Origin of the sequence: Actinophytocola xinjiangensis (assembly GCF_001921215.1) — a bacterium.
Classification (GTDB): Bacteria; Actinomycetota; Actinomycetes; order Mycobacteriales; family Pseudonocardiaceae; genus Actinophytocola; species Actinophytocola xinjiangensis.
Genome location: NZ_MSIF01000006.1, coordinates 257,089 through 271,519, shown reverse-complemented (window position 1 = coordinate 271,519; position 14,431 = coordinate 257,089). Strand labels below are relative to the sequence as shown.

General features: G+C 73.8%; 13 protein-coding genes. 7 read left to right on the top strand and 6 right to left on the bottom strand.

Features of this window, described 5'->3' with window-relative positions; all coding sequences use genetic code 11:
• Window positions 1-24 precede the first annotated feature (24 nt).
• Window positions 25-1,176 carry a hypothetical protein gene (locus tag BLA60_RS15705; RefSeq protein WP_075133606.1) on the top strand — a complete coding sequence of 384 codons (1,152 nt, stop codon included), beginning with the start codon at window positions 25-27 and terminating at the stop codon, window positions 1,174-1,176.
• On the opposite strand, the gene BLA60_RS15700 is transcribed toward BLA60_RS15705, so the two are convergent.
• Entirely contained in the window at window positions 1,164-2,363 is a 1,200-nt protein-coding gene (locus BLA60_RS15700; protein WP_075133605.1) for an erythromycin esterase family protein, read from the bottom strand. The two genes, BLA60_RS15705 and BLA60_RS15700, sit on opposite strands and share 13 nt — an antisense overlap.
• A gap of 120 nt (window positions 2,364-2,483) precedes the next feature.
• Between BLA60_RS15700 and BLA60_RS15695 the strand changes: the two genes are divergently transcribed.
• From BLA60_RS15695 to BLA60_RS15685, 3 genes are all read left to right on the top strand, one after another.
• Window positions 2,484-3,170 carry a MerR family transcriptional regulator gene (locus BLA60_RS15695; protein WP_075133604.1) on the top strand — a complete coding sequence of 229 codons (687 nt, stop codon included), beginning with the start codon at window positions 2,484-2,486 and terminating at the stop codon, window positions 3,168-3,170.
• Window positions 3,171-3,281: 111 nt separating this feature from the next.
• On the top strand, window positions 3,282-4,181 hold the full coding sequence (locus BLA60_RS15690) for a proteasome assembly chaperone family protein (protein WP_075133717.1): 900 nt from the start codon (window positions 3,282-3,284) through the stop codon (window positions 4,179-4,181).
• A 42-nt stretch (window positions 4,182-4,223) separates the two neighbouring features.
• Complete coding sequence (locus BLA60_RS15685; protein WP_075133603.1) at window positions 4,224-6,680, top strand: tetratricopeptide repeat protein; 2,457 nt, start codon at window positions 4,224-4,226, stop codon at window positions 6,678-6,680.
• Here the strand turns inward: BLA60_RS15685 and BLA60_RS15680 are convergent.
• Entirely contained in the window at window positions 6,661-7,908 is a 1,248-nt protein-coding gene (locus BLA60_RS15680; RefSeq protein ID WP_075133602.1) for an ATP-binding protein, read from the bottom strand. The genes BLA60_RS15685 and BLA60_RS15680 overlap by 20 nt on opposite strands.
• Window positions 7,909-7,964: 56 nt before the next feature.
• Between BLA60_RS15680 and BLA60_RS15675 the strand changes: the two genes are divergently transcribed.
• Entirely contained in the window at window positions 7,965-9,194 is a 1,230-nt protein-coding gene (locus BLA60_RS15675) for a tetratricopeptide repeat protein (protein ID WP_075133601.1), read from the top strand.
• 7 nt (window positions 9,195-9,201) lie between these two features.
• Here the strand turns inward: BLA60_RS15675 and BLA60_RS15670 are convergent, their stop codons facing one another.
• From BLA60_RS15670 to BLA60_RS42100, 3 genes are read right to left on the bottom strand one after another with little or no spacing between them, the layout of a single operon-like run.
• Window positions 9,202-10,185 carry a zinc-binding dehydrogenase gene (locus tag BLA60_RS15670; RefSeq protein ID WP_075133600.1) on the bottom strand — a complete coding sequence of 328 codons (984 nt, stop codon included), beginning with the start codon at window positions 10,183-10,185 and terminating at the stop codon, window positions 9,202-9,204.
• Between the two features lie 35 nt (window positions 10,186-10,220).
• Window positions 10,221-10,550, bottom strand: coding sequence for a MerR family transcriptional regulator (locus BLA60_RS15665; RefSeq protein ID WP_075133599.1), 330 nt, complete (start codon window positions 10,548-10,550; stop codon window positions 10,221-10,223).
• Between the two features lie 10 nt (window positions 10,551-10,560).
• On the bottom strand, window positions 10,561-11,130 hold the full coding sequence (locus BLA60_RS42100; RefSeq protein WP_084734976.1) for a PstS family phosphate ABC transporter substrate-binding protein: 570 nt from the start codon (window positions 11,128-11,130) through the stop codon (window positions 10,561-10,563).
• A 41-nt stretch (window positions 11,131-11,171) separates the two neighbouring features.
• Between BLA60_RS42100 and BLA60_RS42095 the strand changes: the two genes are divergently transcribed.
• On the top strand, window positions 11,172-12,335 hold the full coding sequence (locus BLA60_RS42095; protein ID WP_084734975.1) for a hypothetical protein: 1,164 nt from the start codon (window positions 11,172-11,174) through the stop codon (window positions 12,333-12,335).
• Between the two features lie 142 nt (window positions 12,336-12,477).
• A complete protein-coding gene (locus BLA60_RS15655) occupies window positions 12,478-12,963 on the top strand; it encodes a GNAT family N-acetyltransferase (protein ID WP_075133598.1) in 486 nt (161 codons plus the stop codon).
• Here the strand turns inward: BLA60_RS15655 and BLA60_RS15650 are convergent.
• Window positions 12,944-14,386, bottom strand: a complete 1,443-nt coding sequence (locus BLA60_RS15650; protein WP_075133597.1) for a flavin-containing monooxygenase — start codon at window positions 14,384-14,386, stop codon at window positions 12,944-12,946. The genes BLA60_RS15655 and BLA60_RS15650 overlap by 20 nt on opposite strands.
• Window positions 14,387-14,431 lie beyond the last annotated feature (45 nt).

Here is a 14,431-nt window from a genome sequence, read left to right as displayed (position 1 = left end):
GGCCACGTCGGCGATGCTGGGCGGGTGTTGCGGAGAGCGGGTCTGGCCCTGTGTCTGCTGACGGCCGGCTGCGGCGGCGGGTCCGAGGACCTGGCCGCCCCGACCGAGCCCCGCTGGCGGCTCGACCACGTCAGCGAGTCGCGGTCGATGGTGGTGGTGGACGTGCTGCCACTGGGTCGTGACGACGGCTGGGCCATCGCGTTCGAGACCGGGAGCGGGGACGGCGACCCGGCCTTCGCCCTGCTGCGACGCGACGGCGCGGACTGGGGGCCCGCTCCTGACCATCCGGCGCTGCGCCACGAGGGCGGAGCGGAGTTCACGCGGCTGACCGCGTCGGGCCCGGACGACGTCTGGCTGTTCGGCCAACTCGCCGCCGACGAGATCGCCGCCTCCCCGGACCTGGGGGCGCTGCGCTGGAACGGCCGCGAGTGGCGGCGCGTCCCGACCGGGTTCACCCTGCGCGACGCCGTGGCCGTGGCCCCCGACGACGTGTGGGCGCTCGACGCGTCATCGAGCCCCGTCGCCATCGCCCACCACTGGGACGGTCGGGAATGGCGCCAGTTCCCGGCGCCCGCCGACTACCTCGACCACGTCGCCGCCAGCGGTCCGGACGACGTCTGGGCCGCCGGGACCGACGACGGCCGGCCGGCGGTGGTGCGGTTCGACGGTGACGGCTGGCGACCGGTGCCACTCCCGCGACGGCTGGCGGTCGAGGGCGGCCGGATCGGCGACCTGGTGGCGCTGGGCCCCGAGGACGTGTGGGCCTTCGGCTACCTGACCACCGGCGAGGCCGTGTCGCCGTTCGTCGCGCACTGGGACGGGTCGGCGTGGCGGGAGGTCCCCGACACGGTCGACGACTCGGCCGACCTGATGCCCGCCGAGTCCGCCCTGCTGGGCACCGTCGACGGCGACGGCGGGTTCGTGCTGGCCAGCGTGCACGGCGCCGAGCAGCACCGCACCGGCACAGGGGACCTGGCCGTGATCGCCGACCCCGAACCGGTCCCCGGCCGCACCGACGCGGTCACCGACGAGGACCGTCGCCAGCACCTCCAGGTGCACGACCTGGAACTCGTGCCGGGCACCCGCGAGATCTGGGCCGGCGGCGCGGTCGGCGTGTCGCCCGCGTTGCCGCCCGACGCCTACGCGCGCGGCGTCATCGCCTCCTACCAGTACTGATGCCGCGTGCCGTCGGTGTCGGCGACGAAGATCACCGCGTCGGCGCCGGCCAGTTCCCCTGGCCTGAGCGGCAGGTGTCCCGGCAGGATCGGTTCGCCGGCCGTGGTCGAGGGCGCGAGCGCGGCGAGCAGGTCCGGCACCGCGAACAGCGCCCGCCGGTCGGTCGCCCCGGCCAGCGCGCCCTGCAGGGTGCCGGCCTCGGCGCGCGGGTTGGCGTCGGAGGCCACGAACACGTACCGCTCGCCGAGGGTCAGCGCGGCCAGCGCGCCGGCGCCGGCCCAGGTCGCGTTCTCGGCGCCGACGGCCATCGCCGACGGTGAGCGCTGCAGGTGCACGTTGTGCGCGAACACCAGCGTCGGCCCGCGGCCGCGTTCCCGCTCGACGATGTCGAGCAGGTTCTCGGCCATCATCTCCGCCCGCACGCTGAGCAGTGTCGCGATCCGGTCGGGTGCCGGGCGGGCCAGGACACGGTGGTAGCGCAGCAGTCCCAGCGCGGTGCGGGCGTGCGCGAGCGCCAGCCGGTGTCCGGCCGGGTCGGCCGGGCCCAGGTCGGGCGAGGCGCGACGCACCGCGCTGGCCAGGTCGTCGGCGACCGCGGCCAGGGCGTGCGCGTTGGCCGAGTCGCCGATGGACTTCGTCGGGTCGAGCACGGCCTCCTGGTTGGTCCAGTCCGCGTCCTCGCCCAGCAGCGCGTCGAGGTCACCGGCCGACGCGGGGCGCAGGGCGGCCGGCAGGTGGTCGCGGACCGCGGACAGCGCGCGCCGGGGGCTGGGCACGCTGAAGGTCTCCAGCGGGGCGTCGAAGCCGTGGAAGCGGACCTGGTCGGCGGGCGGCCGGCCGGCGTTGTGCTCGCGCAGCCACTCAACCAGTTCCCGGTTCCCCGGGACGGCACCGAAGCCGTGGCTGAACCCGGTCGCCAGCACCTCGTCGATCTCGCCTGGCCCGCCGGTGACGTGGTCGTTGACGACCGAGGCGGCGAAGTGGTCGCTCTCCAGGGCGACCGACCGGAACCCCCGGCCGGCCAGGTGGCCGAGGAGTTCGTTGCGCAGCAACGGGAACGCCGCGATCCCGTGGGTCGGCTCGCCGAGACCGAGCACGACGGGCGGTTCGGCCCTCGCGGCGAGCAGATCGTCGACGACCCGGCCGAGGCCGGTCGGGTCGTCGACCTGACGGGCGATCCCACGCATGGGCACTCCATTCTCTTCTCCGATGGGGAACTACCTTCGACCGTATCGTTGAAGGTTCGGGTGAGGTTTTTCCACGAATGACCTGGGGAGGTACCGTGAAACCTCAATCGGAGGTGAACGGTGCGCCCCATCGACCTCGCCCGCGAGCACGGGTTGTCCGCCCAGGCGGTCCGCAACTACGAGGACGCCGGCGCCCTGCCGCCGGCCGTGCGGGGCGGGTCCGGCCACCGCCGCTACACGCCCGTCCACGCCCAGGCCCTGCGGGCGTTCCTGGCGCTGCGCCGGGGCCACGGGCACGCCACGGCCACCGAGATCCTGCGCGCGGTCAACCGCGACGACCTCGACGCCGCCTACCGGCTGCTCGACGCCACGCACGCCGCGCTGCTGGCCGAACGCGCCACCCGCACCGAGGTCGCCGCCGCCCTGGACACCCTGTCCACCACGACCCCCCGCCAGACCGGCGCGCTGACCGTCGGTGAACTGGCCCGCAGGGTCGGTGTGCACCCCGCGACCCTGCGTACCTGGGAGACCGAGGGCATCCTGCGCCCCGGACGCGACCCGGCGACCGGCTACCGCACCTACGACCCGCCGGCCGTGCGCGACGCCGAGATCGCGACCCAGCTGCGGCGTGGCGGTTACCGACTGCGTCAGGTCGCGCACTTCGTGGAGTCGTTGCACGAGGCCGGTGGCGCGGACGCGCTGGGCGCCTTCCTCGACGCCTGGCAGGCCAGGCTGGCCGCCCGGGGCCGTGCCCTGCTGGCCGGCGCCGCGCACCTCGACGGCTATCTCGCCCTGCTGGGCCACTGACCGGGCGGGGTATGGTCGCCGGACGCCGTGGCCGGGCGGGAATGTCCCGGGCCGCGGCGACGTTGGGTGTGTGAGGCGTGGGAAGTACGTGACGACCTGGGAGGGTGTGTGGTGGCGCAGGACCCGGAGGAGTTGTTCGAGGTCGACTCCGACGTCCCGGATCTGAGCGGGGCGGTGTTGCTGCACCACTTCGACGGCTTCATGGACGCCGGTTCGGCCGGTTCGACACTCGTCGAGCACCTGCTGAACACCCACGAGCACCGGGTCGTCGCCCGGTTCGACGTCGACGACCTGTTCGACTACCGGGCCCGCCGCCCGGCCATGGTCTTCGACACCGACCGCTGGGAGTCCTACGACGCCCCCGAACTCGTGGTGCGCCTGCTGCACGACTCGGCCGGCACCCCGTTCCTGCTGATGACCGGCCCGGAACCGGACCGCCGGTGGGAGGCGGTCGTCGCGGCCGTCCGCGCCCTGATCGACCGCTGGGGCGTGCGGCTGACCGTCGGGTTCCACGGCATCCCGATGGGCGTCCCGCACACCCGCCGGCTCGTGGTGATCTCCCACGCCACCCGCCCCGAGCTGATCACCGAGAAGTCCCCGTTCAGCCGGGTTCAGGTGCCGGGCCACCTCTCGGCACTGCTGGAGCTGCGCCTGGGCCGGTCGGGCCACGACGCCATGGGCTTCGCCTCCTACGTGCCGCACTACCTCGCCCAGGGCACCTACCCGCCGGCCGCGCTCGGCCTGCTGGAGGCCCTGACCAAGTCGACCGGCCTGGTCATCGAGTCGGGCGCGCTGCCAGAGGCGGCGACCAGGGCCGACGCCGAGATCGCCCGCCAGGTCGCCGAGTCCAGCGAGGTGGCCGAGGTGGTCGCCGCCCTGGAACGCCAGTACGACGCGTTCACCGAGTCCTCCCAGAACCTTCTGGTCGGCGAGGGCGAGGCGGTCCCCAGCGCGGACGAGCTGGCCGCCGAGTTCGAACGTTTCCTCGCCGAGCAACAGCCAGACAACTGACCCACCGGCCCGCCGTGGCGCGGTGGGCCGAGAATGTCGGCCATGAGCCGATGGCGCTGGCCGCTGGTCCTGCTGTCCGCGACCCTGTCCGTCGCGATCGCCGTGGCCGCCAACCAGATTCTCGCCGGTGGGGTCTGGAGCTGGCCGTGGATCCCGGTGTCGCTGGTGCTGGCGGTGACCGGCGCCTCGGTCACCGACATTCTCACCCGGCCCGCGCCCGCGATCGCGTTGCGCCTGTGCGATCGCCGTGGCCGGCCGCCGCTGCTCGCTGACGTCTCCGCGGAGGACCTCGGGGTCCACCCGACCCGCTTCGGTCGGCGCGGCGCGTCACCCTACGTCGCCCGAGCGGTCGACACCCGGCTCGAACAGGCCCTCGGCGACGACCGCCGCCGCGTCGTCGTGGTGCACGGCCAGAAACTCGCCGGCACCACCCGCACTCTGGCCCGCGCCGCGACGGCCGTGCTGGCCGGCCATCGGGTTCTGGTGTACCGGCCCGATCCCCGACAGCGGCTCGCCGACCTGATCGATGACGCGCGCCGGTGGGCCGGCGGTCCCGGCGCGGTGCTGTGGCTCGACGAGATCACCGCCGCCCACCTCGCCGAACTCGACCACGACCTCGTCGACCGGCTGCCGGCCGGCCTGCGCCTGTGCCTGCCCTGCCACACCGCCCAGGTCACCGGGTTCTCCGTGCCACAGCATCTGGCCCGGGTGCTGCGCGAGGACGCGGCGGTCGTCGAACTCGACGTGCTGTCCACCGACGAACGCGCCCGACTGCGCGCCGCCCCTGCCTACCGCGAGCTCGCCCCGGCGATCGACGCCGGCGCCCCACTGTTGCTCGGCCGCCTGCTGGTCACCCTCGACGAACTCGACCAGCTGCTGCGACCCACCGGCGAGGACGGTGTCGACCGGGTGGCTCTGTTGCGGGCGGTCACCGACTGGCACCGGGCCGGTGTCCCGACCCGCCTGCGGCGCCGGGACCTCGCCGACCTCCACGACCGCTACCGCCGCGAGATCGCCGGCACCGACAAGCTCGGCCCGAGCGGCTTGGCCCGGGCACTGAAGGCCGCCCGGGCCCACCGGCCGCCGCTGGTCGAGCGCATCCGCGACCACTACGTCCCGCACCCGCTGCTGGCCGCCGTCACCGGCGACCCGGTCAGCGACGCGCTGTGGGACCACGCCGAACACGCGTTGTCCGAGGACGACCGTCGCCACCTCGGCCTCGTCGCCCTCGACCGCTCCGACCCGGCGCACGCCTATGCCCTGCTGCGCACCGTGCCCGATGCGGCGCTGGACGCCCAGGTCGTGGTCACCATCGCGGAATGGCTCAACGCCAACGACGACGTGGAGCCGGCACGTCACTGGTACGAGAGGGCGGCCGGGTCCGGGGACCCGGTCGTGTCCCCGAACGCCCTGTACGGCCTCGCGACCCTGGAGTTCCGGGTCGGTGACCTCGACCGGGCACGTCACTGGTACCTGCGCACCATCGAGGCCCGCGAGCCGGACACCGCCGCGCGGGCGACGTACTGCGTCGGCCTGATCGCCAGGGACCAGGGCGACACGGATGGGGCCGTGCACTGGCTGCGGCTGGCCATCGGCACCGGTCACCCGGTGTTCGCCCCGAAGGCGATGCTGGTGCTCGGCGATCACGCGATGCGCCGAGGGGAGGTCGAGCAGGCGCGCGAGTGGCTTGGCCGGGCGATCGCCTCCGGCGAGGCGCAAGCGACCCCGAGGGCACTGAACCTGTTGGGGCAACTGGAACACCAGGCCGGCAACCTGACCCGTGCGCGCGAACCTCTCCAGCGCGCGCTCACGTCAGGACATCCGACGATGGTGCCGTCGAGCATGCGCTGGCTGGGCGAGGTGGACCTGTCGGCGGGCCGCACGGCGCGGGCCAGGAGCTGGTTCCTCCGGGCCGTCGACTCCGGTGACCCCGACGCGGCCGCGCACTCGCTGCACCGACTCGGCACCATCGCCTCCGCCGACGATCCGGCGCAGGCACGTCGCTGGTTCCTCCGGGCCATCGACACCGGCCGCCCCGACGTGTACCCGAACGCCCTCTACGACCTCGGACTGCTGGAGGGCGGTCTTGGCAGTCTCCACGCCGCCCGCCACTGCTATGAACTGGCCGCCGCCACCGGCCACCCGACGATCACCGAGATGGCCAGGCACAACCTCGGAGTGGTGGCGGACGAACTCGGCGAGACCGACGAGGCCCGCCGCGCCTACCGTGAGGCGATCGGCTGTGGCGTCGACGAGCCGGTCGCGCGCGGGCTGTTCAACCTCGCCTGGCTGGAGGCGGACCAGGGTGACACCGACCAGGCCCGCACCCTGTTCCAGGCCGCGGTCGAGACCGGCTACCGGCCGGTGGCCGACCAGGCCCGCCGCGCCATCGCCGAACTGAACCAACGGCTCACCGACCTCGCGGCGGCGACCGAGTTCGTCGAGCGCGGCTCCTGGCGGTGGCGCTACGACGGTCGCGCTAGCGGCGGCGCTTCTTGAGGTAGGCCGCCAGTTCGTCGTAGGCGCCGGACTCGTTGCCGTACAAGGCGTAGTTGCGGGCGGTCTCCAGCCAGTCGCCGATGCTGGGGCGCACCGAGCGGGCCGCGTCCTCCAGGTCCCGCTGGGTGATCGGCACGACGGTGCCGGCGGTCATCGACCGGTCCATCGCCGACTCGACGCTCTGTTCGCAGATCAGCGCCAGGTCGGCGCCCGACCTGCCCTCGGTGACCTTCGCGATCTTGCCGAGGTTGAGCCGTTCGGCCGGTTTGCCGCGCAGGTGGAAACCGAGGATCGCCTCGCGGGCGGCCTGGTCCGGCGGCGGCACCAGCACGGTGCGGTCGAACCGGCCGGGGCGCAGCAGCGCCGAGTCGATGTCCCACGGGTGGTTGCTAGCGGCCAGCACGAACACGCCCTCGTTGTCGGTGCTGGCGCCGTCGAGTTCGGCGAGCATCTGGTTCACCACCCCGCGCATCGACGACCCGCCGCCGCGCAGGTGGGACCGTTTCTGGCCCAGCGCGTCCATCTCGTCGAAGAACAGCAGGCACGGCCGGTTGCGCCGGGCGGTGTCGAAGATCGCGCGCAGGTTCCGTTCGCTGCTGCCGATCCACATGTCCAGGACGTCGCTGAGGCCGATCTCGTAGAAGCTCGCGCCCAGTTCCCCGGCGAGCGCGCGGGCGATGAGTGTCTTGCCGCAGCCGGGCGGCCCCCACAGCAGCAGCCCGCCGCGCAGCGACTTGCCGAACCGCAGCCGCAGTTCGGGGTTGCGCAGCGGCGAGAGGAACGACAGGTTCAGCCGCTTCTTGACCTCGGTGAGGCCACCGACGTCGGCGAGGGTGATCCCTGCGCCGCCGATCGTGCCGATGTCGGGCTCGCTGACCGCGTCACTGTCGGCCCACCGCTCCAGGATCTCGTCGGCGGTGTCCGGCACGACCTCGGCACGCGGCGGCGGTGACGGTGCCGGTGGCGCCGCCGGCTCGAGCGCGTCGGCGAGCCGGGTGTAGGACGCCGCCCTGGCGCCGTCGCCGCCGGTGCGGGCCGCGTCCGCCGCGATCCGCAGGGCGGCGACGTTGTCCGGCTCGGCGGCGAGCACGGTGGTGGCGTGGCCGAGCGCGTCGGCCGGCTGCCCGGCGTCGAGCAGCAGCCGCGCGACGTGGATCCGCACGGGGTGGTTGCCGGCGTCGGCCGCCAGGGAGGCGAGCAGTGCCGCGATAACCGGATCATCACTCACCGGCGGAACGCTACGGTATGCCGGACCCGACCGGCGGACGAGTGTCAGGAGTGGCGATGAGCGAGGTCGCGCAGACCGCCAGACAGCGCGGGATGGCCCTGCTCGACCTCGGTCGCGCCGAGGAGGCCGAGCGGCACCTGCGGACCGCGCTGGCCGACGACCCGGCCGACCCCGTCGTGCTGACCCTGCTCGGGGATGCCCTGCTGCGTCAGGAGAAGTTCGGGCCGGCGATGGACACCGCCCGCTCCGCGCTGGCCGCCGAACCCGAGATGGTGATGGCCCACAGCGTTCTGGCCGCCGCTCTCGGCGGCCAGAAGCGGTTCGACGAGGCCCTCGACACCCTGCGGCGCGGTCTCGCGCTCGCCCCCGAGTTCGCCGGCCTGCACCTGCAGGAGGCGGCGGTCCTGGCCGCCGCCCAACGCCCCGAGGCCGCGCTGGCCAGCGCGGACCTGGCCCAGCGCCTGGCCCCGGAGAGTTCGGAGGTCGCCGCGCTGCGCGCCGCCCTGCTGTGCGACCTGCGCCGCTTCGACGAGGCACTGGCCGCCGCCGACGACGCCCTGCGCTTGGACCCGGAGAACGCCGAGGCCCACCGCGTGCGCGGGGTGATCGCCCTGCACCGCGGCGGTGGCCGCGACGCGGTCCGCGCCCACCGCGACGCGCTGCGCCTCGACCCGACCGACGTGGACAGCCGCGACGGCCTGTCGGTCGCGCTCAAGACCCGCAACCCGTTGTACGGCCTGCTGTTGCGCTTCAGCCTGTGGCTGGACACGCTGCCCCGGGGAGTGCGCCTGGCGGTCCTGGTGGCGCCGCTGGTGCTGACCCGGCTGCTGCGCCCCTACGAGGAGCAGCTGTGGGCCCGGCTGCTGATCATCGTCGTGGTCGCGCTGGCGTTGCTGAGCTGGACCCTCGAACCGCTGATGAACACCGTGCTGCTGCTCGGCCGCGAACGCCACCTGCTGTCCGCCACCGCGAAACGGGCCACCTACGCGTTCCTGGCCTTCCTCGCCGCCGCGATCGCCGCCGCCGTGTCCGGCCAGGTCAACGGCCCGGCCCAGCTGACGACGCTGGGCCTGGGTCTGGGCCTGTGGGCGATGGCCGCCGGCTCCCTCCACCTGCTCGGCCCTGGCCGGCGCAAGGCCATCGGCTTCGGCGCGGCCGGTGCCGCCGCCGTCGCGGCCCTCGCCGCCACCCTGATCCTCACCGCCGCCCCCTCGGCCACGGCCACGGTGGTGGTGCTGCTCGTCAGCGGTGTCGCCGCCTTGTGGGTCAGCGCCCTGAGCGGTTAGCCGGCGCTCACCGCCACGGGTCGAGGGCGTGTTTGCCCTGTGTCCGCCCGGCTTCCAGGGCGCGCAGGACCGCCGGTCCGTCGGCAAGCGGGTGCACCTCGGGGGTCCCCGGCGGGTACACGCCGGCGGCGATGAGCGCGTCGATCTCGGCGAGCAGCGACCGGAACATCGCCGGGGCCGCTGCCGCCAGCGCGCCGATGTGCAGGCCCTTGACCTGAACCGGGTACCGGAACACCAGGTCGTGCGTGGTCAGCGTGGCGTCCCCGGAGGCGGCGCCGAACACGACGACCCGCCCGGTGACCGGCGTGGTGACCGCCAGGCTGGTCGCGAAGGTGGCCTGTCCCACCGACTCCAGGACCAGGTCCGTCCCGCCGGTCAGCCGGATGATCTCCTCGGCCAGGTCGGGTCGCCGGCTGTCCAGGACCGCGTCGGCGCCGAGCGCGGCGACGGTGTCGTGCTTGGCCGGGGACGCCGTGGCGATCACCCGCGCGCCGTGGTGGCGGGCGAGCCGGACCGCGGCCTGCCCCACGCCGCCGGCCGCGGCGTGCACGAGCACCACGTCCCCGGCCGTGACCTCGCCGAGCGGCTTCAGCGCGGCCAGGGCGGTGGCCCAGTTCAGCACGAGCCCGAGGGATTCGGGGTCGCTCCAGCCGGCCGGGACGGGCACCACGCCGGTCGCCGGCATCGTCTGGTACTGCGCGAATGCCCCCGGCCCGGTGCCGACGACGTGCGTGCCGACCGCCAGCGGATCGGCGACGGCGCGGCCGACGGCCACGATCTCGCCGGCCGCCTCGAACCCGGCGACGTAGGGCGCGCGGGGGCCGCCGGCGTAGGTACCGTGGGTCTGCATGACGTCGGCGAAGTTGACCCCGGCGGCGCCCACCCGGATCAGGTACTCGCCGGGCCCCGGGTCGGGGCGGCGATGGTCGGTGGTGAGGGTCAGGTCGTGCGGTCCCCGGTGCGTTCGCTGGACCAGTGCGCGTATCTCCACGCGCCGAACCTAGGAACCTGACACTTGTGTCAAGGTCAAGGATGCTGGCGCAGGAAGTCGTCGAGCGCCGTCCGCTGCTCGACGAGGATCGCGATCCGGGCGTCGAGCCGGTCGCGGTGGTGGGTCACCTCGCGCAGGAACTCCGCGCCGGGGCCGGATCCTTCGGGCAGCAGCTCCCTGACCAGCCGGACGGGCAGCCCGGATTCCAGCAGCGAGCGGATGACCAGCACCCGGTCGATCGTGGACCGGCAGTAGTCGCGGAACCCGTTGTCGAACCGGCCGGGGACGATCAGGCCCGCGTCCTCGTAGTGGCGCAACGACCGCGCGCTGACACCGCTGAGCCTGGCCGCCTCACCGATCCGCATACCGGTGACGTTACTGGTCGTCGCACAGCGGGTAGGGGCGGTCGTCGGTGGCGCACGGGGTGTAGCCGGCCTCGACGAGTTCGGCGTAGGCGGTGTCGCCGCGCAGGTACTCGGTCAGCGCGGCCAGCACGGTGCCGTCCTCGGGCTCGCCCTTGGTGTACAGGTACTCGATCGTCCACAGTGGATAGCCGGTGGCGGCGGCGCTGACGTCCGGGTACCGGCCGTCCAGCCGCTGCACGGTGACCGGCAGCCGGCCGGCGGTCGCCGCGTTGGCGGAGGCGAGGTCCACGTAGCCGATGGCGCCGGGGATGGTGGCGACCTCGTCGACGATCAGGTCCTCCGAGCCGCGTTCGCAGCGCACGACCCGCGACCCGGGAACACCCCGGTCGGCGGTGACGCACGAATCGGAGGTCAGCTCGCCCTGGGACGCGCCGACGAGCATCGTCTGCTCGAAGGTGCGCCGCGAGCCGGACTCCCCGCCGCGCCCCACGACCCGCACCGGCACCGAGGGCCCCGGCCGCAGTTCGTTCCAGTCGCGGTAGCGCCCCGCGTAGAGGTCCCGGACCTGCGCGGCGCTCAGCCGGTCGACCGGCCGCGTTGTTGGTGATCACGGTGTAGACGGTGACCGCGACCGGCCGCGCCCGCAGCTGCGCGGTGGCCTCGGCGGACCGCCCGTCGGACAGCGCCGCCACCGTCGCCGCCTCGGCGGGGTCGAGCCCGGCGACCTCCCGCACCCCCTCGTTGCTGCCGGAGGCGACGACGTCGATCTCACCCCCGCACACCGCCGCGTACTCCCGCGCGATGCTGGTCATGGTCGGCGCGAACGCGGTGGAGCCCACGATCCGCAGATCGCCCTCGACACAGTCCACCGCCGGCCCGGCCGTCGCCGCCCCCGGCCGCAGGACCAGCGCCGCGATCCACAACCCGGTCAGCAGCACACCGAACGTGGCGGTGACCCACGGCCAGGTGACCCGCCGCTCGTCACGTTCGTCGCGGACACGTCGGTGCCCGGTGGGCCCGGAGACCTCCTTGGTGAGCGGCCCGTGCCGCCGCTCGGCCGGCTCACTGAGCACGACGATCAGCTTGAACCGCTCCCGCGCCGTCAACGCCAGCGACGGCTTGAGCCGCACCCCGTGCCACACCGGCGGCGACTGCTCCACGACACGCTCGGGTTCGACGGGCACCGTGCCGGCCGTGCCCCGCCGAAACGCCCGAACCAGCCGCTGCGGCAAGGTTTCCCGGATCTCCCGCAACGTCGTCGGCGGGGGCGAGGCCGGGTCGGTGGAGAAGAACCGCAGCCCGTCGACGAGCTTGTGCCGTTCCTCCTCTGTGGTCCGCTCGGTCGGGTCGGAGATCCGCGCGTTCCAGATGACCCGCCCGCCGAACGTGAACTCCACCGGCTCCCCGAGATCACCGACCGAGACGTTCCCCCCGGTGTTGCGAATCCGGATGACGACGAAACTGAGGCGCCGGAACAACTCCGACATCGCGATCAGCTCGGGGACCGCGTGCCCGGTGCCGCCGGCCTGGTCCACGTTGAGCCCGACCCGCTGCTCCTCGGTGTCCAGTCCGACCTTGGAGTCGCTCTGCACCCGGTACAACACCCGCTTGCGCCGCGAGAAGTACCACTGCGCCACCGGACTGGCGATGGCCCCACCCGCCACCACCGCCGTCAACACCACCACGAACGGGTTCTCTCCCGACAGAACCTCCAACAACCCCCGCAACACCTCACCGACGAAACCCACCCCGCCGCCCTCCTACCTCCCCGAAACCCGAGTCTAGGAGTGGATCACCACCCACCCGGCGGAAGAACCAGGAGTTCAGCCGGGGTTCAACTCCCCGTCAGCCATCCCAGGTCAACTCGGGCGTGGGGCCCGGCGGACCGGCGTCGGGCCGAGGGGGCGGGCGGCGCATAGTGTGCGTCATGCTCATTCGTGACGTCGAGGACGCGGACTGGCCGCAGGTGTGGGAGATCGTCCGGGAGGTGGTGCGCGCCGGGGACACCTTCACCTACGACCCCGGCCTGACCGCCGAGCAGGCCAGGCAGATCTGGGTCCTCGCCCCGCCGGGGCGCACGGTCGTCGCGGTGGAGGAGGGGCGGGTGGTGGGAACGGCGCACATGGGGACGAACCGGCCGGGACCGGGGTCGCACGTGTCCACGGCGAGTTTCATGGTGGCCGCCGACGTGCGGGGGCGCGGCGTCGGCCGGGCGATGGTCGAGCACGCGTTGGGCTGGGCGCGGGAACGCGGCTACGCTGGCATGCAGTTCAACGCGGTCGCCGAGAGCAACGTGGGGGCGGTCGAGCTGTACCGGCGGCTCGGGTTCTCGGTGGTGGGCACGGTTCCCGGCGCGTTCGCGCATCCGACGCTCGGGCGGGTCGGGCTGCACGTCATGTACTGCCCGTTCTGAGCCCGGCGTAGCGGTGGGCGACGCCGCCGGGCAGCAGGTACTCGGCGACCGCGTTGCCCGCGCGCAGTGACGGCAGCCCCAGGTCGTGCAGGAGTTCGTCGGCGGTGTGGGTGTTGTACGGGCCGAAGTCGTAGCCGCCGGAGCCGGGCAGGACCTCCTCCAGCCAGTCGAGCGCGGCCCGGGTCCGGTCCTCGTCCGGGGTGGTACCCAGAGCACCCCGGAGGTGGGCGGCCAGCCAGTGCGCGGTCAGTTCGACGCCGAGCACGTTGTTGAAGATCTGCCGGAACCCGACGAACCCGAGCCCCTCGGTGCCGGGCGCGACGATGCCCTTGTACAGCCGCAGTCGCCCGTGCTCGTCGTGGGTGCGCACCCGCGAATCCAGGAACGGGAACACCGTGCGGTGCCCGGTGGCGAACACCACGACGTCGGCCGGCACCTCGTGGCCGCCGGCCAGTCGCAGGCCCTCGGCGGTGAACGACTCGACGGCGCTGACGTGCGTGGCGAGCCGTCCCCGCCGCACGGCGCGGACGTAGCCGCGCGGCATCACCCCGGCGTGCGCCAGGTGGTGGGGCAGCGGGCCGGCCGGGCGCAGCCGCCGGGGCAGCCGGTAGAACCCGGCGGAGAACAGCATGTCGCGGGTGATCAGCCACCACAGCGCGCGTTTGACGCGGTCGTCGAGCCGGTCGGGCGCGCGCACGCAGTCCTGGTCGTGGTAGCGGGGGAGCAGCGCCTCACCGAGGCGGGTGAACAGGATCCACTTGTAGCCGACCAGTCCCAGCAGCAGCCGTTCGGGGATCATCCAGTTCACCCTGCGCTGCACGAGCGTCGCGGACGCGCCGTCACGGGCCGCGCGGGTCGCCAGGTCCAGCGCCGACTTGCCGCCGCCGACCACCACCACCCGCCGGCCGGTGAAGGTGCCGGCGCGCACGCCGTTGGAGTGCAGCACGGTCCCGCCGAACGCGGACCGGCCGGGCAGGTCGGGCACCTGCGGCAGGTGGTGCGCCCCGGTGGCGACCACGACGTGGTCGAACTCCTCGCGCCGGGGTGTGCCGGTGTCGCCGGCCGGGCGTGAGTCGACCAGCCAGCCGGCCGATCCCAGCGGGCCGGGGCCGTCGACCGCCCGCACGGACACCACCTCGGTGCCGGGCCGCAGCCGGTCCAGGACACCGAACCGGCGGGCGTACTCCTCCAGGTAGCGCTGGGTGTCGACCGCGCTGGCGTAGTGCAGCCGGTTGGGCAGGTCCGCGAACTCGAACAGGCGACGCGACGCCTGGTTGGCCAACCCGTCGTAGGACCCGCCCGGTGACCAGATCCCGCCGACGCGCTCGTACTTGTCCAGCACGGTGACGTCGAACCCGCTGTCCACCAGCACCTTGGCCGAGGCGATCCCGCCGGGACCCGCCCCCACGACACACGCCTTCATCAGCAGCCACCCTCTCCGGACGGTCGACCCGCTCATCATCCCGGC